The organism is Microcella flavibacter (genome assembly GCF_012530535.1).
In the GTDB taxonomy this organism is placed as follows: Bacteria; Actinomycetota; Actinomycetes; order Actinomycetales; family Microbacteriaceae; genus Microcella; species Microcella flavibacter.
In genome coordinates, this window is record NZ_CP051299.1 from 375968 (window position 1) to 394980 (window position 19013).

A 19013-nucleotide genomic window follows, 5' to 3' on the forward strand; every position below is an offset into this window, starting at 1 on the left:
CATCCCCTGCCGCCGGGCACGGGATGCTCATGGTTTTTATACGGGAGGTCTCGTGTTCAGAGCTATCGGGCGGATCTTCCGCACGCCCGACCTCCGCCGGAAGATCGGTTTCACCCTGGGCATCGTCGCCCTCTTCCGTCTGGGTTCATTCATCCCCGCGCCGTTCGTGGACTACCAGAACGTGCAGGAGTGCTTGAGCGGCAACGCGGGCACCACCGGGCTCTACCAGCTCGTCAACCTCTTCAGCGGCGGCGCTCTGCTGCAGCTCTCCATCTTCGCGCTGGGGATCATGCCGTACATCACGGCCTCGATCATCACCCAGCTGCTGCGCGTGGTCATCCCGCACTTCGACACCCTCTACAAGGAGGGCCAGGCGGGCCAGGCCAAGCTCACCCAGTACACGCGCTACCTCACGATCGCGCTCGCCGTGCTGCAGTCGACGACCCTCATCACCGTCGCCCGCGCCGGAGCGCTGTTCCCCACCACCTCGGGCATCCCGCAGTGCAGCCAGCTGATCACCAACGACGCCTGGTACGCGATCCTTCTCATGGTCATCACCATGACCGCGGGCACCGGTCTCATCATGTGGCTGGGCGAGCTCGTGACCGAGCGCGGCATCGGCAACGGCATGTCGCTGCTGATCTTCGTGTCGATCGCCGCGACCTTCCCGTCGGCGCTCTGGGCCATCGCCGTCGCGCAGGGCCCGAACATCTTCGTGATCGTCATCGCCGTGGGCATCCTCGTCATGGCGGCCGTCGTGTTCGTCGAGCAGTCGCAGCGCCGCATTCCCGTGCAGTACGCCAAGCGCATGGTGGGTCGCCGCACCTACGGCGGCAACAACACCTACATCCCGATCAAGGTCAACATGGCCGGAGTCGTGCCGGTCATCTTCGCCTCGTCGCTGCTGTACCTGCCGGCTCTCGTCGCGCAGTTCAACCAGCCGCAGGCCGGCCAGACCGCCCCCGAGTGGGTCGTGTGGATCCAGAACAACCTGGTCTCGGGCGACAACCCGATCTACATGGCGGTGTACTTCCTCCTCATCGTCGGGTTCACGTACTTCTACGTCGCGATCACCTTCAACCCGGAGGAGGTCGCGGACAACATGAAGAAGTACGGCGGCTTCATCCCGGGCATCCGCGCCGGCCGCCCGACCGCCGAGTACCTCGACTACGTGCTGACCCGCGTGACGCTGCCCGGCTCGCTGTACCTCGGCCTGCTGGCGCTCATCCCGCTCATCGCCCTGGCGACCATCGGCGCCAACCAGAACTTCCCCTTCGGCGGGGCGAGCATCCTCATCATCGTCGGCGTCGGCCTCGAGACGGTGAAGCAGATCGACGCGCAGCTGCAGCAGCGCCACTACGAGGGGCTGCTGAAGTGAGCGCCCGCCTGCTGCTCATCGGGCCGCCCGGCGCGGGCAAGGGCACCCAGGCGGTGCGGCTCTCCGCCTCGCTCGGCGTCCCCGCGATCTCCACCGGCGACATCTTCCGCGAGAACGTCCGCAGCGAGACCGAGCTCGGCACGAAGGCCAAGGCGTACATGGACGCCGGCGACAACGTTCCCGACTCGCTCACCAACGACCTCGTGCGCGATCGGCTCGCGCAGAGCGACTGCGCCGAGGGGTTCCTGCTCGACGGCTACCCGCGCACGACCGACCAGGTCCGCGCGCTCGACGAGTTCCTCGCCGAGCACGGCACGGCGATGGACGTCGTCATCGAGCTCGTCGCCGACCCCGACGTCGTCGTGGAGCGCCTCAAGAAGCGCGCGCTCGACCAGGGCCGCAGCGATGACGACGAGTCCGTCGTGCGCCACCGGCTCGAGGTCTACCGTCAGCAGACGGCGCCGCTGATCGACCTGTACGACGGTCGCGGGATGCTCGCGAAGGTCGACGGCATCGGCGAGATCGACGAGGTCACGGCCCGCATCTCCGAGGCGCTCGCCGCCCGCGGCATCCTCGTCTCCGACTGAGACGGGCCGGAGCGACACGCCCGAGTTGCTCGGCGCCCGCTCTATCACCTAAGCTTGACCCTTGGTGCTTTCGGCACGCCTTCGGCGTGTCGACGTAACGCGTCTGACGTGCAGTTGACGCGACCTTCGACAGGTGCCATCGAACCGCACGACCAGCGAATCCCCAACTTTTAGCGACGAAGAGGCTATGGCCAAAAAAGACGGTGTCATCGAAATCGAGGGCGCAGTGGTTGAAGCACTGCCCAACGCCATGTTCCGCGTCGAACTGACCAACGGACACAAGGTTCTCGCCCACATCTCGGGCAAGATGCGTCAGCACTACATCCGCATCCTCCCGGAGGACCGCGTGATCGTGGAGCTGAGCCCCTACGACCTGACCCGCGGCCGGATCGTCTACCGCTACAAGTAACGGGACCGCTGCACAAGGAACGGCCCGGGATCCCACCCGGCGCACGAGGCCAGCGAAACCCAAAGGAAGAACCATGAAGGTCAACCCCAGCGTCAAGCCCATCTGCGACAAGTGCAAGGTGATCCGCCGCCACGGCAACGTGATGGTCATCTGCGAGAACCCCCGCCATAAGCAGCGTCAGGGCTAGCGCCCTGCCGCGTCGCGGCGCTCACAACTGAACACGAACACAAGGCAGCTCCACTAGACCGCTTCGGCGGTGGACACCCCGGGCGGGAGGCCCGGGCACCGGAGCTGCTCCACACCTCCCCGCATCACAGAAGGAGCCATCATGGCCCGTCTTGCCGGAGTCGACATCCCGCGCGATAAGCGCGTGGAAGTCGCCTTGACCTACATCTACGGCGTCGGCCGCACCCGTGCGGTGCAGACCCTCGACGCCACCGGGATCGACCGCAACATCCGCGTGAAGGACCTCACCGACGACCAGCTCGTCAGCCTCCGCGACCACATCGAGGGCACGTTCAAGGTGGAGGGCGACCTCCGCCGCGAGGTCGCCGCCGACATCCGCCGCAAGGTCGAGATCGGCTCCTACGAGGGCATCCGCCACCGCCGCGGCCTGCCCGTGCGCGGTCAGCGCACCAAGACCAACGCTCGTACCCGCAAGGGCCCGAAGCGCACCGTCGCCGGCAAGAAGAAGGCGCGATAGTCCCGGGGTCACCCCGCGACCATCCCTTCGACCTCGTTCTAGGAGAAAACCATGGCAGCACCGAAGTCGGCCGCTCGCAAGCCGCGTCGTAAAGAGAAGAAGAGCATCGCCGTGGGCCAGGCCCACATCAAGTCGACGTTCAACAACACCATCGTGTCGATCACCGACCCCAGCGGGGCCGTCATCAGCTGGGCGTCGTCCGGCCAGGTCGGCTTCAAGGGCTCGCGCAAGTCGACCCCCTTCGCCGCGCAGCTGGCCGCCGAGTCGGCCGCCCGCCAGGCGCAGGAGCACGGCATGAAGAAGGTCGACGTCTTCGTCAAGGGCCCCGGCTCGGGCCGCGAGACCGCGATCCGCTCGCTCCAGGCCGCCGGCCTCGAGGTCGGCTCGATCAGCGATGTGACGCCCCAGGCGCACAACGGCTGCCGGCCGCCCAAGCGCCGCCGCGTCTAGTCGCACCGCAGTCCGGTCGCACGGGGGAGCGCCTCACCGCCTCCGCCGTGCGACCGCCCCGGCGGCGCCCCGTGCCGCTCGTACGACCTCATAACTCAACACACTCGACGAGCCAGCCACTCGTCGCGCCACAAGTGTCATATAGCGGACACTTCGCCGAAAGGAATCAATAGTGCTCATCGCACAGCGTCCCACCCTGACCGAGGAGAGCGTCTCCGAGTTCCGGTCGCGCTTCATCATCGAGCCGCTCGAGCCCGGCTTCGGCTACACCCTCGGCAACTCGCTCCGCCGCACGCTCCTCTCGTCGATCCCGGGTGCCGCGGTCACGAGCATCCGCATCGACGGCGTGCTGCACGAGTTCAGCACCATCCCGGGCGTGAAGGAGGATGTCACCGAGATCATCCTCAACATCAAGAACCTGGTTGTCTCGAGCGAGCACGACGAGCCCATCACCGCCTACCTGCGCAAGACGGGCAGCGGCGAGGTCACGGCCTCCGACATCTCGGCCCCGGCCGGCGTCGAGATCCACAACCCCGAGCTCGTCATCGCGACCCTCAACGACAGCGCGAAGTTCGAGCTCGAGCTCACCATCGAGCGCGGCCGCGGCTACGTCAGCGCGACTCAGAACCGCAGCGAGTTCAGCGAGGCGGGCCAGATCCCGGTCGACTCGATCTACTCGCCCGTGCTCAAGGTCACCTACCGCGTCGAGGCCACCCGTGCCGGCGAGCGCACCGACTTCGACCGCCTCGTGGTCGACGTCGAGTCGAAGCCCGCCATCACGCCCCGCGACGCGATCGCCTCGGCCGGCCGCACGCTCGTCGAGCTGTTCGGTCTCGCCCGCGAGCTGAACACGCAGGCCGAGGGCATCGAGATCGGCCCCGCGCCGGTCGACGCCGTGCTCTCGACCGAGCTGTCGATGCCCATCGAGGACCTCGACCTCTCGGTGCGCAGCTACAACTGCCTCAAGCGCGAGGGCATCAATACCGTGAGCGAGCTCGTCGCCCTGTCGGAGACGCAGCTCATGAACATCCGCAACTTCGGGCAGAAGTCCGTCGACGAGGTCAAGGACAAGCTCGTCGAGATGGGCCTCTCGCTGAAGGACGCCGTGCCCGGCTTCGACGGCGCGCACTTCTACGGCGGCAACGAGGACGACTACGTCTGAGGCTCGTCGTCCCGACAGCCCGAGAACCCCTGACACTGGAGAACACTGATCATGCCTAAGCCCACCAAGGGTCCCCGCCTCGGAGGAGGCCCGGCGCACGAGCGCCTCATGCTCGCGAACCTCGCCACGGCGCTGTTCACGCACAAGCGCATCACGACGACCGAGACGAAGGCCAAGCGCCTGCGTCCGCTCGCCGAGCGCCTCGTGACCTTCGCCAAGCGCGGCGACCTGCACGCGCGTCGTCGCGTCATGACGACCATCCGCGACAAGAGCGCCGTGCACGAGCTCTTCACCGAGATCGCTCCGCTCATGGCCGAGCGCGAGGGCGGCTACACCCGCATCGTGAAGACGGGCTACCGCAAGGGCGACAACGCCCCCATGGCCGTCATCGAGCTCGTCCTGGAGCCCGTGAACCCGAAGCCGAAGTCGGCGAAGAAGACGGCCGCTGCGGCGGCCGCCGCGGCGCCGGCCGCCGAGCAGCCCACCACCGAGGAGACCGAGGAGGTCGTGGTCGAGGAGACCACCGCCGACGACGCGGCCGCCGAGGAGACGAGCACCGACGAGAGCAGCACCGACGAGTCGGCCGCTGCCGAGGAGTCGAGCAAGTAGTACCGCGCACGGCGCGACAGTAGGGCCCCATCCGTCTCGGGTGGGGCCCTACTCTTGTCTGCCATGAGCGATCCCGTCCCCTCCGCCTCGGCTGCCACGACCCCGCTCCGCGAGCGGGTGCCCGCGCCCGGCGAGGTCGTCCTGCCGGAGGGGTGCGAGGGCGTGCGCTGGCGGCCCGCCGTCGCCGGCGACGCCGCGGCGATCACCGGGCTGCTGGCGGCCATGAGCACGCGCGACCACCCGAGCTGGAGCGAGACCCTCGAGGAGATCGAGGAGGAGCTCGCGCACTCGTGGATCGACCTCGAGCGCGACACGGTCGTCGCGTTCGCCGACGACGGCACGATGGTGGCGCACGGCATCGTCATCGAGACGCCCGAGCCCGAATCGATCGTGCGGGTGTTCCTGCACGGCGGGGTGCACCCGCAGCACCGGGGCCGCGGCCTCGGGCGGGCGATGCTCGCCTGGCAGCTCGCGCGCGGCCACGAGCGGCTGTCGACGAGCGAGCACCGGATGCCCGGCTGGCTGCTCTCCTCCGCGGCCGACCGGGCGCCCGAGCACGGCGCCCTGCTGCGGGCCGCGGGCTTCACCGCCGCCCGCTACTTCACGACGCTCGAGGCCGCGCTCGACGTCGAGCTGCCGGATCGTCCGCTGCCCGCGGGAGTGCGGGTCGTCCCGTTCAGCGCGGAGCTCAGCGAGCGCGTGCGGCTCGCCAAGAACGCCTCCTTCGCCGACCACTGGGGCAGCCAGCCCGTCGTCGCCGAGTCCTGGGACGCGAACGTCGCCCTCCCGACCTTCCGCGCCGATCTCAGCCGGGTGGCGCTCGTCGGCGAGCAGGTCGTGGCGTTCGCGACGGTGGAGGTCAACGAGGAGGACTGGCCGCGGCAGGGCTTCACGAGCATCTACATCGGGCTCGTCGGCACGCTCCGCGAGCACCGGGGCCGCGGGCTGGCCGGGGCGCTCCTGGCCGAGGTCATGCGGGCCTCCCGGCAGGCGGGGCTCGAGCGCTGCGTGCTCGACGTCGACACGGAGAACCCGACCGGTGCGCTCGGGGTCTACACCCGCCTCGGGTTCACGGCCACCGACCGCGACGTCGCGTACGCGATCGAGTACTGAGGAGCATCCCGACCCCACCGCCCCGCCTCGGGGCCGCGCGCCGCGCTCAGGACAGGTCGGCGAGGTAGTCCTGGAACCGGGGCAGCGCCGTCAGCCGTCGCACCGCGCCGTCGACGGCGTCGGCGTAGACGCGCGCCCCCGCGCTGCCCGGGTGGATCTGATCGCCGGCCAGCAGGGCGAGCTGCGGCTCGATCGCCGAGCGCCAGTCGGCCAGCTCGACCGCGCGGAACCGAGCGGCGAAGGTCGTGAGCTCGCCGTTGACCCCGGGGGTCCAGTCGCGGGGGGCCTGCGCGCTCACGAGCACGAGCGTGCGCGAGGGCCCGAGGATGCGCCGCACCTCGTCGAGCGTCGCGGCGTCGATCGGCCCGTTGGTGCCCAAGCCGAGCACGACGGTCGACCGCAGCTCGCCCGCGGCGGCGTACCCGCGCAGCAGATCGGGCGCGGCGCGCATCTGCCGCGAGACGGCGGCATCGATGAGGATGCCCGGGAAGCGCTCCTGCAGCGCCGGGGCCGAGGCGAGCATCACCGAGTCGCCGATCGCGATGATCTCGTCGCCCGGCGGCACCGTCGGCGCGGGGCTCGGAGCGGTGAGCACGAGCGGCTCCGGCGGCACGGTCGGGGCGGGCCGGCGCTCGAGCTCGTCGAGGGCGGTCTGCCCGGCGAGGATTGCGGCCGCGGCCTGCGACTCCGCGGGGGCGCGCACGACGGCGGCGGTCGTGCCGGCGAGGAGCAGGGCGGTGACCGCGGTGGCGACGAGCGCCACGGCCCACGGGCGGCGCGCGATCGGGGCGGGGGCGGGAGCGCCGGCGGCAGGGGAGGGCGCGCCGGACGGCGACCCGGCGGCGGGGGAGGGCGCGACCTCGGCGCGGCGGCCGACCCCGAGCGCCGCGAGCCCGTGGCGGCGCACGGGCTGCTCGAGCCAGCGGTACGAGCCCGCGGCGAGCGGCAGCGAGATCGCGAGGGCGAGCAGGCCGAGCATCCACCCCGTCGCCCCGGTGCGGTCGATGCCCGGCAGCGCCGCGCCCAGCAGGACGACGACCGGCCAGTGCCACAGGTAGAGCCCGTACGAGCGCTCGCCGACCCATCCGGCGGGTCCGCGGTCGATGAGCGGGGCGACCCGGCCGCCCGGGTGGTCGAGCGCGAGCAGCAGCACCGCGGTGAGCAGCACGACCGCGACCATGCCGCCCCGGTAGGCGGCGGCGCCGTCGATGGCGAGGATGCTCGCGAGGGCGACGATGCCGACCGCGGCGGTGATCGCCCCGGCGTCGGCGACCGCGGCGGGGATGCGCCCGGCCGCGCGGTCGGCGGGGAGGGCGAGCGGCCGCCGCGCGAGCGCGAGCCCCGCGCCGACGAGCAGGCCGAAGCCGTGGGTGAGGGTCGAGAAGTAGGCGCTCGAGGCGGCCGCGCCGTCGGCGGCGGGGTCGCCCGCGACGAGCCCCATCGCGACGGCCGACGCGACGGCGAGCGCCACGGGCACGGCGACGCGCATCCATCGCCGGGGGAGGACGAGCAGGCCCGCGAGCGCGAGGGGCCACAGCAGGTAGAACTGCTCCTCGACGGCGAGCGACCAGAGGTGGCGCAGCAGCTCGGGGCTGGTCTGATCGAGGTAGCTGGCCCCTTGCGCGATCGCGACCCAGTTGCTGGAGAAGGTCGCGGCGCCGAGCAGTTGCCAGTCGATGCCGACGAGCACGTCGCCGCCGATGAGCGCGGCGACGCCGGCGCTCGCGCCGACGACGAGCAGCAGGGCGGGCAGCAGGCGGCGGGCGCGGCGGCGCCAGAAGCGGCCGAGGCGGATGCCCCCCTCGCGCGCGTGCTCCGCGAGCAGCAGCGCGGTGATGAGGTAGCCGCTCACGACGAGGAACACGTCGACCCCGACGAACCCGCCGGGGGCGAGGCCGGGGACGAGGTGGTAGGCGAGCACGAGCACGACGGCCAGGGCCCGCACCCCGTCGAGACCGGGGAGGCGGGCCCGGGTGCCGATCGGGGGTGTCGCGGGACTGCTGCTCATCGCCCCTCCAGGGTCGCGCCGCGGGCTCGCGAGGTCAAACCGGCCGCGCCGTAGACTCCTCCTTCGTGGAGAACGTGCGGCTTCGACTCGACCTCGGGTACGACGGCTCGGCGTTCTCGGGATGGGCGCGCCAGCCGGGGCTGCGCACGGTGCAGGGCGAGCTCGAAGCGGCCCTCGCGACGGTGCTGCGCGGCCGAGAGGGCGTTCCGGAGCCGCCGACGCTCACGGTGGCCGGCCGCACCGACGCCGGCGTGCACGCGACGCACCAGGTGGCGCACGTCGATCTCACGCCCGCGCAGTGGCACGGCCTCGTGGGGCCGCCGCGCGGCGGCCACGTCGCGGCGCTCGGCCCGGAGGCGGCGCTCGGCCGGCGCCTCAACGGCCTCGCCGGCGGCGCGGGCGACGTGGTCGTCCGCTCGGTCGCCCGCGCGCCCGAGGGCTTCGACGCCCGCTTCTCGGCGAGCTGGCGGCGGTACGAGTACCGCATCGCCGACGAGGCCGCCGAGCGCGACCCCCGACGGCGCAATCACACCCTGTGGCACTCCGGCGAGCTCGACGTGGCGGCGATGGACGCCGCCTCGCGGGCGCTCACCGGGCTGCACGACTTCGCCGCCTTCTGCAAGCCGCGCGCCGGGTCGACGACCATCCGTACGCTGCTCGACTACTCGTGGCGGCGCAACGAGGAGGGCGTGCTCATCGGCCACGTGCGCGCCGACGCCTTCTGCCACTCGATGGTGCGCTCGCTCGTCGGGGCGGCCATCGCCGTGGGGCTCGGCCGCATCGACGCCGATCGGGTGCAGGAGGTGCGCGACCTCGCGGAGCGCTCGAACGACGTCGCCGTCGTTCCGGCCAAGGGGCTGACGCTCGCGGAGGTCGCGTACCCGCACGACGAGGAGCTCGCCGCGCGCGCCGTGCAGACGCGAGCCCGGCGGGAGCCGGCGACGGGCTCCGGCGCAGCATCCCCCGCGAATTGACCGGCGGGCGGGCGTGCCGTAGTCTCGCTCTTTGGTGTCCGCCGTCGGCGGGCATCCGGTTGAGCCCTCCACCAGGTGGTTCCGCGCGATCCGCGCGTGAACAGCCCCCGGAGCGGGATTCACGAACTCCTCGACAAGAAAGCACGTACTGTGACGCGCACTTTCAGCCCCAAGCCTGCTGATGTTCAGCACGACTGGGTCGTCATCGATGCAACCGATGTCGTCCTCGGCCGTCTGGCCAGCCACGCCGCCGCGCTCCTCCGCGGCAAGCACAAGCCCACCTTCGCCCAGCACATGGACATGGGCGACTTCGTCATCATCATCAACGCCGACAAGGTCGCGCTGACCGGCTCGAAGCTCACCCAGAAGATGGCGTACCGCCACTCGGGCTACCCGGGCGGCCTCACGGCCACCTCGTACGCCGAGATGCTCGAGAAGAACCCCGAGCGCACGGTCGAGAAGGCCATCCGCGGCATGCTGCCGAAGAACTCGCTGGGCCGCGCCCAGATCAAGAAGCTCAAGGTCTACAAGGGTGCCGAGCACCCCCACGCGGCGCAGCAGCCCAAGACCTACACCCTCGACCAGGTCGCCCAGTAGCGGCCCGCAGACTCTAAGGATCACCATCGTGGCGAACGACACCAGCACTGACGTGGCTCCCGAGAGCTACACGACCGAGTCGTCGGCAGCTCCCGCTGCCGCGACCCCGCGCCCGGCCCTCACCGTCTCCGGTTCGGCCGTCGGCCGACGCAAGCAGGCCATCGCCCGCGCGCGCCTCGTCCCCGGCTCCGGCACCTTCGTGGTGAACGGCCGCACCCTCGAGGACTACTTCCCGAACAAGCTGCACCAGCAGCTGATCAACGATCCCTTCACGATCCTGCAGCTCGCGGGCGGCTACGACGTGACGGCGAAGATCACCGGCGGCGGCCCCTCGGGCCAGGCGGGCGCCCTGCGCCTCGCCATCGCGCGCGCCCTCAACGAGATCGACCGCGAGAACAACCGCGCGACCCTCAAGAAGGCCGGCTTCCTCACTCGTGACGCCCGCGTCATCGAGCGCAAGAAGGCCGGTCTCAAGAAGGCCCGCAAGGCTCCTCAGTACTCGAAGCGCTAGTCGGACGGGGCGGACCTCATGGGTCGTCTCTTCGGCACGGACGGGGTCCGGGGGCTGGCCAACGGTGATCTCACCGCTGACCTGGCCCTGGGCCTCGCCCAGGCCGCCGCGCTCGTGCTCACTCAGGGGCGCCACGCGGAGGACCTCCGCGCGCAGGGCAAGCGCCCGCGCGCCATCCTCGCCCGCGACCCCCGCGTCTCGGGCGAGTTCCTCGGGGCCGCCGTGGCCGCCGGGCTCGCCTCCTCGGGCATCGACGTGCTCGACGCGGGCGTCATCCCGACCCCCGCGGCCGCGTTCCTCGTCGGCGACATCGGCGCCGACTTCGGCGTGATGATCTCGGCCTCGCACAATCCGGCCCCCGACAACGGCATCAAGTTCTTCTCCTTCGGCGGGACGAAGCTGCCCGACGAGGTCGAGGATCGCATCGAGCAGGCGCTCGAGGGGCCGAAGCTCGCTCCGACGGGCGCCGGCGTCGGCCGCATCCGTCGCTTCGCCGACGCCGAGGACCGCTACACCCTGCACCTGCTCGGCACGCTCGACGTGCGCCTCGACGGCCTGCACGTCGTGCTCGACTGCGCTCACGGGGCCGCCGCGGGCATCTCGCCGCAGGTCTTCGTCGACGCCGGCGCCGAGGTCACCGTCATGGGCGCGGAGCCCGACGGCCTCAACATCAACGACGGCGTCGGTTCGACCCACCTGACCAAGCTGCAGGAGGCCGTCGTGGCGCTCGGCGCCGATCTCGGCATCGCGCACGACGGCGACGCCGACCGCTGCCTCGCGGTGGATGACCAGGGCCGGGTCGTCGACGGCGACCAGATCATGGCGATCCTCGCCGTCTCCATGAAGCAGCGCGGCCTGCTCGCGCACGACACCCTCGCCGCCACCGTCATGAGCAACCTCGGGCTCAAGCTCGCGATGGCCGAGCACGGCGTGCGCATGGTCGAGACCAAAGTCGGCGACCGCTACGTGCTGGAGGCTCTCGCCGAGCACGGTCTGAGCCTCGGCGGCGAGCAGAGCGGCCACGTCATCTTCAGCGATCACGCGACGACGGGCGACGGCATCCTCTCCGGACTGCAGATCGCGGCCGAGATGGCGCGCACCGGCAGGACGCTCGCCGAGCTCGCGTCGATCATGACGGTCTTCCCGCAGGTGCTCATCAACGTGCGCGGCGTCGATCGCACCGGGCTCGAAGGCCATACGGTCATCGCCGCGGCCGTCACCGAGGCGGAGGCCGAGCTGGGCCGCACCGGCCGCGTGCTGCTGCGGGCGAGCGGCACCGAGCCGATGGTGCGCGTCATGGTCGAGGCCGCGGACGAGGCGACCGCGCAGGCGGTCGCCGAGCGCCTGGTCGGCATCGTGCGCGAGCAGCTCGCGGTCTGAGGCACGGGCGCCGGGCATCCGGCAGCGGGTCGGCCCGAGGGGTCAGATCTTGCGCAGCAGCACCGTCGAGACGGCGTGGTCGCGCTCTTTGCGCAGTACGAGCGAGGCGCGCGCCCGCGTGGGCAGGATGTTCTGCACGAGGTTCGGCTCGTTGATCTCGCGCCAGATCTCGCGCGCCTTGCGCACGGCCTCGTCGTGATCGAGCGCCGCGTACCGGTGGAAGTAGCTGCGCGGATCGGCGAAGGCTCCCCGCTGCAGCGCGAGGAAGCGATCCTCGTACCACTGCGCGATGTCGCTCGTGCGGGCGTCGACGTAGATCGTGAAGTCGAAGAGGTCGCTGACGGCGAGCGAGGCGTCGGCGCCGGGCGGCTGGAGGACGTTGAGCCCCTCGACGATGAGGATGTCGGGGCGGCGCACGATGATCTCGGCGTTCGGCACGCGGTCGTAGGTGAGGTGCGAGTACACCGGTGCGCGCACCTCCTCGGCGCCCGCCTTGATGCGGGCGACGAAGCGCAGCAGCGCGCGGCGGTCGTACGACTCGGGGAAGCCCTTGCGGTGCAGGATGCCCCGGCGGGTGAGCTCGGCGGTCGGCAGCAGGAAGCCGTCGGTCGTGACGCGCTCGACCCGCGGGGTGTCCTCCCAGCGGGAGAGCAGCTCGCGCAGCAGACGCGCGATCGTCGACTTGCCGACGGCGACGGAGCCGGCGACGCCGATGACGAAGGGCGTGTGCGGGCGGGCATCGCCGAGGAAGGCCCGGGTCGCGGTGTGCAGCTGACGAGCGCCGACGGCGTAGAGGCTGAGCAGCTTGCTGAGCGGCTGGTAGACCTCCTCCACCTCGCGCAGATCGAGCTGATCGCCGAGCCCGCGCAGCTGCACGAGCTCACGCTCGTCGAGGGGGTGCGGGGTCGCCGGGGCGAGGGCGGACCATCGGGCCCGGTCGATCTCGACGAAGGGGCTCTGGTCGCGGGGACTGGATTCGCGCGCCGCGCTCGCCTCGGACATCCGGCCCACAGTACCGCCACGGCGACGCCCGCCTCCGCGCGGCCGGCCGCCGGAATCGCTGCACGGCGGCGTCGAGCCCTAGAATCTCGTCTCATGTGCGGAATCGTGGGATACGTCGGGAATCGGGCCAGTGTCGATGTGCTGATGGGCGGGCTGAAGCGTCTGGAGTACCGGGGCTACGACTCCGCCGGCGTCGCCGTGCTCGATCCCGACGGCAGCCTCGACACCCGCAAGCACGCCGGCAAGCTCGGCGTGCTGCGCGACGACCTCGCGGCGACCCCGCTCTCGCGCGGTACCACGGGCATCGGGCACACCCGCTGGGCGACCCACGGCGGCCCGACGGACGAGAACGCGCACCCGCACCTCGGTGACGAGGGCCGGCTCGCGCTCATCCACAACGGCATCATCGAGAACTTCAGCGAGCTGAAGGAGGAGCTCGCGGCCGCCGGTCACTCGTTCTCCTCCGAGACCGACTCCGAGGTCGCCGCGCTGCTCGTCGGCGACGCCTACCGCGCCTCGGGCGACCTCACCACCGCCATGCTGCAGGTCGTCGGCCGCCTCGAGGGCGCCTTCACCCTGCTCGCCGTGCACGCCGACGCCCCCGACGTGGTCGTCGGCGCGCGTCGCAACTCGCCGCTCGTCATCGGGCTCGGCGAGGGCGAGAACTTCCTCGGCTCCGATGTCGCCGCCTTCGTCGAGTTCACGCGCCACGCGATGGAGATCGGGCAGGACCAGCTCGTCACCATCCGCCCCGGATCGGTCGAGGTCGTCGACTTCGACGGCAACCCGGTCGAGACGAAGACCTTCGAGGTGGACTGGGACGCCTCCGCCGCCGAGAAGGGCGGCTGGTCGAGCTTCATGGCGAAGGAGATCAGCGAGGAGCCGGAGGCCGTCGCGAAGACCATCCTCGGCCGCGTCGAGGACGGCCTCGTGCGCATCCCCGAGCTCGCCGGCCTCGACGACGAGACGATGCGCGCGATCGACCGCATCATCATCATCGCCTGCGGCACCGCGGCCTACGCCGGCATGGTCGGCAAGTACGCGATCGAGCAGTGGGCGCGCGTGCCCGTCGACGTCGAGCTCGCGCACGAGTTCCGCTACCGGGATCCGGTGCTCTCGCCGAACACGCTCGTCGTCTCGATCAGCCAGTCGGGCGAGACAATGGACACCCTCATGGCCGTGAAGTACGCCCGGAAGATGGGTGCTCGCACGCTCTCGATCTGCAACACGCAGGGCGCGACCATTCCGCGCGAGTCCGACGCGATCGTCTACACGCACGCCGGCCCCGAGGTCGCCGTCGCCTCGACGAAGGCCTTCGTCGCGCAGATCACCGCGACCTACCTCTTCGGCCTGCAGCTCGGCCAGGTGCGCGGCTCGCTCTCGCCCGAGGCCGCGCGCGAGCTCGTCGCCGAGCTGCAGACCGTGCCCGAGAAGCTCGCCGAGGTGCTCGGCAATGGCGAGCGCATCCGCGAGCTGGCCAAGTGGATGGCCGACACCCGCTCGGTGCTGTTCCTCGGGCGCCACGTCGGCTACCCGGTCGCCCTCGAGGGAGCGCTCAAGCTCAAGGAGCTCGCCTACATCCACGCCGAGGGCTTCGCCGCGGGCGAGCTCAAGCACGGCCCGATCGCGCTCATCGAGCCCGGCCAGGTCGTGTTCGTGATCGTGCCGAGCCCCCGCGACGAGAACTCGCTGCACGCGAAGGTCGTCTCGAACATCCAGGAGATCCGGGCCCGCGGCGCGCGCGTCATCGCCATCGCCGAGGCCGGCGACGTCGCGGTGCTGCCGCACGCCGACGAGGTCATCCGCATCCCGCTCGCCTCGCGCTTCTTCGAGCCTCTGATCGCGGTGGTGCCGCTGCACATCTTCGGCATGGAGCTCGCCGCCGCGAAGGGCCTCGACGTCGACCAGCCGCGCAACCTGGCGAAGTCCGTCACGGTCGAGTAGTCGGCGTGCGGGTCGGGGCGCCATCGTGATCGCGGGCATCGGCGTCGACGTCGTCGACCTCGCCCGGTTCGAGCGCGCCATGACCCGCACCCCTGGCCTGCGGGACCGCCTGTTCGCGGAGCCGGAGCGCGCGCTGCCCCTGCGCTCGCTCGCCGGCCGCTTCGCTGCGAAGGAGGCGCTGCTCAAAGCGCTGGGGCAGACGGACGGCGTGCGCTGGCACGATATGGCCGTCGTCGCCGACACGGAGGGCGACCCCGACTTCATGCTCGCCGGGCGGGCCGCCGAGATCGCGGCCGCGCGCGGGATCACGCGCATCCACGTGTCGATGTCGCACGACGCCGGCATCGCCACGGCCTTCGTCGTCGCCGAGACGGGCGAGCGATGACCACGCGCCCCTTCCGCGAGGCGCGCGTCTCGATCGCGGCGATCGCGCACAACGTCGCCCTGCTGCGCCGTCTCGCGCCGAGCCCGCACCTGATGGCGGTCGTCAAGGCCGACGGCTACGGGCACGGCGCGGTCACCGCCGCGCGCGCGGCGCTCGAGGCGGGGGCCGACCATCTCGGCGTCGCCGACGTCGCCGAGGCGCTCGAGCTGCGGGCGGCGGGCATCGACGCCCCCGTGCTCGCCTGGCTGCTCGACCCGCACGGCGACCTCGAGCCGGCGCTCGCGGCGGGCGTGGCGATCGGCGTGAGTTCGCTCGCGCAGCTCGAGCGCGTCGCCGCGGCCGGGCACCGGCCGGCCGTGCACCTCAAGGCCGACACCGGGCTCAGCCGCAACGGGGCGGTCGAGGCCGAGTGGGGGGCGCTGCTCGAGCGCACGGCGGCGCTCGTGGGCTCCGGCGCCGTGCGTCTGGAGGGCGTCTTCAGCCACGTCTCCGGCACGAGCGCCGACGACGACCGCGCGCAGCTCGCCGCCTTCGAGCGGTTCCTGGATGCCCTGCAGGCGCACGGCCTCGAGCCGGGCATCCGCCATCTCGCCGCCTCGGGCGCGGCGCTCGACCTGCCCGAGGCCCGCTACGACATGGTGCGCGCCGGCATCGCGCTCTACGGGCTGCCGCCCGCGCCGCACCACCGCTCCCTGGAGCTGCGGCCGGCCATGCAGCTGAGCGCCGCGGTCGCTTCGGTGAAGCGCGTGCCCGCGGGCAGCGGCGTCTCGTACGGCTACCGCTTGCGCACGGGGGAGGCGTCGACGCTCGCGCTCGTGCCGCTCGGCTACGCCGACGGCGTGCCCCGTGCGGCCGAGCACGCCCCCGTGCTCATCAACGGCCGCACGTTCCCGGTGGTCGCCCGCATCGCCATGGACCAGCTCGTCGTCGACGTCGGGGATCACCCCGTGGCCGTCGGCGACCGCGCGGTGCTCTTCGGGGATCCGGCGGAGGGCGAGCCGAGCGCCGAGCACTGGGCCGACGCCGCGGGCACGATCGGCTACGAGATCGTCACCCGCATCGGCCGCCGCGTGACGAGGACGCGCGCGTGAGCATCCGTCTGCGCATCGTCGACCCGGAGGCGATGGAGGCCCTCGGCGCCCGCATCGCCGGCGAGCTGCGCGCGGGCGACGCCGTGCTGCTGTCGGGCGAGCTCGGCGCGGGCAAGACGACCTTCACCCGCGGGCTCGGTGCGGCGCTCGGCGTGCGCGGCACCGTCACGAGCCCCACCTTCGTGCTCGCCCGTACGCATCCGCGCGAGGACGGGGGAGCGCCGCTCGTGCACGTCGACGCCTACCGGCTCGGCGACGCGGCCGAGCTCGACGACCTCGACATCGACTTCGCCGGATCGATCGCCGTCGTCGAGTGGGGCGCGGGGCTGCTCGAGCACCTCGTCGACGAGTGGCTGAGCATCACGATCATGCGGCCGACGGGCGCCGGGGCTGCGGGCGCCGCCGACGACGCCGGTACCGACCCCGACGAGGCCCCCGTCGAGCCCCGCGAGGTGATCATCGAGGGCGTCGGCGAGCGCTGGTCCGACCTAGGCTGGCTGCATGCTGCTGGCGATTGACACCTCCGCGGGCACCGCGGTCGCGATCGTCGACGACGACGGCCGGATGCTCGCCTCCCGCTCCACCCCTGACACGCGCCGGCACGCCGAGGTCATCGGGCCGTTCCTCGCCGAGGTGCTCGCCGAGGCCGGCTCCGCACCGCTCACGGGCGTCGTCGCCGGCATCGGCCCGGGCCCGTTCACCGGCCTGCGGGTCGGGATCGCCGCCGCCCGCGCCGTGGCGCTCGCCCGCGGCGTGCCCCTGCACGCGGTGCCGAGCCACGACGCGGTCGCCCTCGACCGCGTCGTCGGCGGCGTCGCGGCCGGCCGGTTCGCCGTCGTCACCGACGCCCGCCGCCGCGAGGTCGCCGTCACCGTCTACACGGCGCAGCTGCCCGTGCCCGTCGTGCTCGAGCCGCCGCACCTCATCGCCCGCGCGGCCTTCGCGCCCGCGCACGACGTACCCGCCTACGAGGTCGCCGAGATCCCCGCCGTCGAGCTCGCGCGGGTGGCGCAGGCGCGGCTCGCCGCCGGCATCCCGCTGCCCGAACCGGCGCCGCTGTACCTGCGCGCCCCCGACGTGACCCTGTCGAGCCCGAAGCGGGTGACCGGGTGACCGCGGCCGAGGCGGGGCGCGGGGCGGGCATCCGGCTGCGCGATGCCGAGTTCGCCGATCTCGACGCGATCATGGCCCTCGAGACCGCGACCTTCCCGACCGACGCCTGGAGCCGCGACCTGATGGCCGCCGAGCTGGCGAGCCCGCACACCGCCTACCTCGTGGTCGAGTCGGGCGACGAGGTCGTCGCCTACGCGGGGCTGAGCGCGCCCGCGGGGTCGGAGCAGGCCGACATCCAGACCATCGCCGTCGACGGCACGCATCGCCGGCTCGGCATCGGCACGGTGCTCGTCGAGCAGCTGCTCGGGGCGGCCCGGTCGCGCGGCGCCGCCGAGGTGTTCCTCGAGGTGCGCGCCGACAACCCGGGGGCCGAGGCGCTGTACGCGCGGCACGGCTTCGCGCGCATCGCCGTGCGGCCGCGGTACTACCAGCCCGACGGGGTCGATGCGATCGTCATGCGGAAGATGCTCAAGGATGCGTGAACCCTTGGTCCTCGGCATCGAGACGAGCTGCGACGAGACCGGCGTCGGCATCGTGCGCGGCACCGAGCTGCTCGCCAACGTCATCGCGAGCTCGATGGACGAGCACGCGCGCTTCGGCGGCGTTGTGCCCGAGATCGCCGCGCGCGCCCACCTCGAGGCGCTCGAGCCGACGATCCGGGCGGCGCTCGCCGAGGCGGACGTGACCCTCGACGAGCTCGACGCCGTCGCCGTCACGAGCGGGCCGGGCCTCGGCGGCGCCCTCATGGTCGGCGTCGGCGCCGCCAAGGCGCTCGCGATCGCGCTCGAGAAGCCCTTCTACGCGGTCAATCACCTGGTGGGGCACGTCGGCGCCGATCTGCTGCGCGATGATGCGGGGGATGCTCCGCTCGAGCTCCCGACGATCGCGCTCCTCGTCTCGGGCGGGCACACGAGCCTCCTCCACGTGCGCAGCCTCACCGACGACGTCGAACTGCTCGGAGAGACCATCGACGACGCCGCCGGCGAGGCCTTCGACAAGGTCGCCCGCCTGCTCGGGCTGCCCTACCCGGGCGGTCCGCAGATTGACCGCGCGGCGGCCGAGGGCGACCCGCGCGCGGTGCGGTTCCCGCGCGGGCTGAGCCTGCCGAAGGATCTCGAGCGGCACCGCTACGACTTCTCGTTCTCGGGGCTCAAGACCGCGGTCGCCCGGCACGTCGAGGCGCTGCGCGACCGCGGCGAGGAGGTGCCCGTGGCCGACATCGCGGCGAGCTTCCGCGAGGCCGTCGCCGATGTGCTCACGGCGAAGGCGATCGCGGCCTGCCGCGACCTCCGGGTGCCCCGGCTGCTGCTGGGCGGCGGGTCGTCGCCAACGCCCGGGTGAGGGCGCTCGCCGCGGAGCGCGCGGAGGCGGCGGGGGTCGCGCTGCGCATCCCGCCGCTGTCGCTCTGCACGGACAACGGCGCGATGATCGCCGCGATCGCCGCCCAGCGGATCATGGCCGGGCACGGCCCCTCCGACCTCGGGGTCGGCGCCGATTCGACGCTGCCCGTGACCGTCGTGCAGGCCTGAGCGCTCGCGTTGACACCCCGCGCCGCGCCCTGACACAGTGGAGCCGACGCGTCCTCGCGTCGCGCTGA

Annotated in this window: 21 protein-coding genes and 1 pseudogene; 20 read left to right on the plus strand and 2 right to left on the minus strand. The window is 72.2% G+C overall.

The window, feature by feature from the left end:
• Window positions 1–52 precede the first annotated feature (52 nt).
• The 9 genes from secY (at window position 53) to HGB54_RS01825 (ending at window position 6411) form a co-directional block, all read left to right on the plus strand.
• Window positions 53–1378: a preprotein translocase subunit SecY gene (gene secY, locus HGB54_RS01785; protein ID WP_168914934.1), complete on the plus strand. Its 1326-nt coding sequence runs from the start codon at window positions 53–55 to the stop codon at window positions 1376–1378.
• A complete protein-coding gene (locus HGB54_RS01790) occupies window positions 1375–1965 on the plus strand; it encodes an adenylate kinase (RefSeq protein WP_168914935.1) in 591 nt (196 codons plus the stop codon). The genes secY and HGB54_RS01790 overlap by 4 nt, the downstream gene beginning before the upstream one ends.
• Window positions 1966–2152: 187 nt before the next feature.
• Window positions 2153–2374 (plus strand): translation initiation factor IF-1, encoded by a 222-nt coding sequence (gene infA / locus HGB54_RS01795; RefSeq protein ID WP_022883252.1) that lies wholly within the window; start codon window positions 2153–2155, stop codon window positions 2372–2374.
• A gap of 73 nt (window positions 2375–2447) precedes the next feature.
• Window positions 2448–2561 carry a 50S ribosomal protein L36 gene (gene rpmJ / locus HGB54_RS01800; protein WP_047561540.1) on the plus strand — a complete coding sequence of 38 codons (114 nt, stop codon included), beginning with the start codon at window positions 2448–2450 and terminating at the stop codon, window positions 2559–2561.
• A gap of 141 nt (window positions 2562–2702) precedes the next feature.
• The gene (gene rpsM / locus HGB54_RS01805) at window positions 2703–3077 is read left to right on the plus strand and encodes a 30S ribosomal protein S13 (protein ID WP_168914936.1); all 375 of its coding nucleotides are present in this window, start codon (window positions 2703–2705) and stop codon (window positions 3075–3077) included.
• Window positions 3078–3128: 51 nt separating this feature from the next.
• Window positions 3129–3527, plus strand: coding sequence for a 30S ribosomal protein S11 (gene rpsK, locus HGB54_RS01810; RefSeq protein ID WP_047561544.1), 399 nt, complete (start codon window positions 3129–3131; stop codon window positions 3525–3527).
• A gap of 172 nt (window positions 3528–3699) precedes the next feature.
• Window positions 3700–4689: a DNA-directed RNA polymerase subunit alpha gene (locus tag HGB54_RS01815; protein WP_168914937.1), complete on the plus strand. Its 990-nt coding sequence runs from the start codon at window positions 3700–3702 to the stop codon at window positions 4687–4689.
• A gap of 51 nt (window positions 4690–4740) precedes the next feature.
• Window positions 4741–5298 (plus strand): 50S ribosomal protein L17, encoded by a 558-nt coding sequence (rplQ, locus tag HGB54_RS01820; protein ID WP_168914938.1) that lies wholly within the window; start codon window positions 4741–4743, stop codon window positions 5296–5298.
• Window positions 5299–5361: 63 nt separating this feature from the next.
• The gene (locus tag HGB54_RS01825; protein ID WP_168914939.1) at window positions 5362–6411 is read left to right on the plus strand and encodes a GNAT family N-acetyltransferase; all 1050 of its coding nucleotides are present in this window, start codon (window positions 5362–5364) and stop codon (window positions 6409–6411) included.
• Between the two features lie 46 nt (window positions 6412–6457).
• On the opposite strand, the gene HGB54_RS01830 is transcribed toward HGB54_RS01825, so the two are convergent.
• Window positions 6458–8419, minus strand: a complete 1962-nt coding sequence (locus tag HGB54_RS01830) for an acyltransferase family protein (protein ID WP_168914940.1) — start codon at window positions 8417–8419, stop codon at window positions 6458–6460.
• 74 nt (window positions 8420–8493) lie between these two features.
• On the opposite strand from HGB54_RS01830, the gene HGB54_RS01835 reads away from it, so the two are divergent.
• The 4 genes from HGB54_RS01835 to glmM all read left to right on the plus strand — a co-directional run bounded on the left by HGB54_RS01835 (window position 8494) and on the right by glmM (window position 11881).
• Entirely contained in the window at window positions 8494–9393 is a 900-nt protein-coding gene (locus HGB54_RS01835; RefSeq protein WP_168916748.1) for a tRNA pseudouridine synthase A, read from the plus strand.
• A gap of 150 nt (window positions 9394–9543) precedes the next feature.
• The gene (gene rplM, locus HGB54_RS01840; protein WP_168914941.1) at window positions 9544–9990 is read left to right on the plus strand and encodes a 50S ribosomal protein L13; all 447 of its coding nucleotides are present in this window, start codon (window positions 9544–9546) and stop codon (window positions 9988–9990) included.
• Window positions 9991–10042: 52 nt separating this feature from the next.
• Entirely contained in the window at window positions 10043–10501 is a 459-nt protein-coding gene (gene rpsI, locus HGB54_RS01845) for a 30S ribosomal protein S9 (RefSeq protein ID WP_407663508.1), read from the plus strand.
• A gap of 18 nt (window positions 10502–10519) precedes the next feature.
• A complete protein-coding gene (gene glmM / locus HGB54_RS01850; protein WP_168914942.1) occupies window positions 10520–11881 on the plus strand; it encodes a phosphoglucosamine mutase in 1362 nt (453 codons plus the stop codon).
• Between the two features lie 42 nt (window positions 11882–11923).
• Here the strand turns inward: glmM and coaA are convergent, their stop codons facing one another.
• Window positions 11924–12883 (minus strand): type I pantothenate kinase, encoded by a 960-nt coding sequence (gene coaA / locus HGB54_RS01855; RefSeq protein WP_168914943.1) that lies wholly within the window; start codon window positions 12881–12883, stop codon window positions 11924–11926.
• Between the two features lie 93 nt (window positions 12884–12976).
• Here coaA and glmS point away from each other — a divergent pair, with 93 nt between their 5' ends.
• The 7 genes and pseudogenes from glmS (at window position 12977) to tsaD (ending at window position 18945) form a co-directional block, all read left to right on the plus strand.
• The gene (gene glmS / locus HGB54_RS01860) at window positions 12977–14827 is read left to right on the plus strand and encodes a glutamine--fructose-6-phosphate transaminase (isomerizing) (protein WP_168914944.1); all 1851 of its coding nucleotides are present in this window, start codon (window positions 12977–12979) and stop codon (window positions 14825–14827) included.
• A gap of 25 nt (window positions 14828–14852) precedes the next feature.
• Window positions 14853–15212: a holo-ACP synthase gene (locus HGB54_RS01865; RefSeq protein WP_168914945.1), complete on the plus strand. Its 360-nt coding sequence runs from the start codon at window positions 14853–14855 to the stop codon at window positions 15210–15212.
• Complete coding sequence (gene alr / locus HGB54_RS01870; protein WP_168914946.1) at window positions 15209–16303, plus strand: alanine racemase; 1095 nt, start codon at window positions 15209–15211, stop codon at window positions 16301–16303. The genes HGB54_RS01865 and alr overlap by 4 nt, the downstream gene beginning before the upstream one ends.
• Window positions 16300–16821, plus strand: a complete 522-nt coding sequence (gene tsaE, locus HGB54_RS01875; protein ID WP_323740676.1) for a tRNA (adenosine(37)-N6)-threonylcarbamoyltransferase complex ATPase subunit type 1 TsaE — start codon at window positions 16300–16302, stop codon at window positions 16819–16821. The genes alr and tsaE overlap by 4 nt, the downstream gene beginning before the upstream one ends.
• Window positions 16805–17416 carry a tRNA (adenosine(37)-N6)-threonylcarbamoyltransferase complex dimerization subunit type 1 TsaB gene (gene tsaB, locus HGB54_RS01880; RefSeq protein ID WP_168914947.1) on the plus strand — a complete coding sequence of 204 codons (612 nt, stop codon included), beginning with the start codon at window positions 16805–16807 and terminating at the stop codon, window positions 17414–17416. The genes tsaE and tsaB overlap by 17 nt, the downstream gene beginning before the upstream one ends.
• Window positions 17413–17898, plus strand: coding sequence for a ribosomal protein S18-alanine N-acetyltransferase (gene rimI, locus HGB54_RS01885; protein ID WP_228545889.1), 486 nt, complete (start codon window positions 17413–17415; stop codon window positions 17896–17898). Before tsaB ends, rimI begins: the two co-directional genes overlap by 4 nt.
• Window positions 17891–18945: pseudogene (gene tsaD / locus HGB54_RS01890) on the plus strand (tRNA (adenosine(37)-N6)-threonylcarbamoyltransferase complex transferase subunit TsaD). Before rimI ends, tsaD begins: the two are co-directional and overlap by 8 nt.
• Window positions 18946–19013 lie beyond the last annotated feature (68 nt).

Excerpts from the sequence above, each read along its gene's own strand:
- rpsK (WP_047561544.1), top strand. The coding sequence starts at position 3,129 with ATGGCAGCACCGAAGTCGGCCGCTCGCAAGCCGCGTCGTAAAGAGAAG.
- coaA (WP_168914943.1), bottom strand. The coding sequence starts at position 12,883 with ATGTCCGAGGCGAGCGCGGCGCGCGAATCCAGTCCCCGCGACCAGAGC.
- rpsM (WP_168914936.1), top strand. The coding sequence starts at position 2,703 with ATGGCCCGTCTTGCCGGAGTCGACATCCCGCGCGATAAGCGCGTGGAA.
- tsaB (WP_168914947.1), top strand. The coding sequence starts at position 16,805 with ATGCTGCTGGCGATTGACACCTCCGCGGGCACCGCGGTCGCGATCGTC.
- HGB54_RS01830 (WP_168914940.1), bottom strand. The coding sequence starts at position 8,419 with ATGAGCAGCAGTCCCGCGACACCCCCGATCGGCACCCGGGCCCGCCTC.
- glmM (WP_168914942.1), top strand. The coding sequence starts at position 10,520 with ATGGGTCGTCTCTTCGGCACGGACGGGGTCCGGGGGCTGGCCAACGGT.
- infA (WP_022883252.1), top strand. The coding sequence starts at position 2,153 with ATGGCCAAAAAAGACGGTGTCATCGAAATCGAGGGCGCAGTGGTTGAA.
- rpmJ (WP_047561540.1), top strand. The coding sequence starts at position 2,448 with ATGAAGGTCAACCCCAGCGTCAAGCCCATCTGCGACAAGTGCAAGGTG.
- alr (WP_168914946.1), top strand. The coding sequence starts at position 15,209 with ATGACCACGCGCCCCTTCCGCGAGGCGCGCGTCTCGATCGCGGCGATC.
- rplQ (WP_168914938.1), top strand. The coding sequence starts at position 4,741 with ATGCCTAAGCCCACCAAGGGTCCCCGCCTCGGAGGAGGCCCGGCGCAC.
- HGB54_RS01825 (WP_168914939.1), top strand. The coding sequence starts at position 5,362 with ATGAGCGATCCCGTCCCCTCCGCCTCGGCTGCCACGACCCCGCTCCGC.
- glmS (WP_168914944.1), top strand. The coding sequence starts at position 12,977 with ATGTGCGGAATCGTGGGATACGTCGGGAATCGGGCCAGTGTCGATGTG.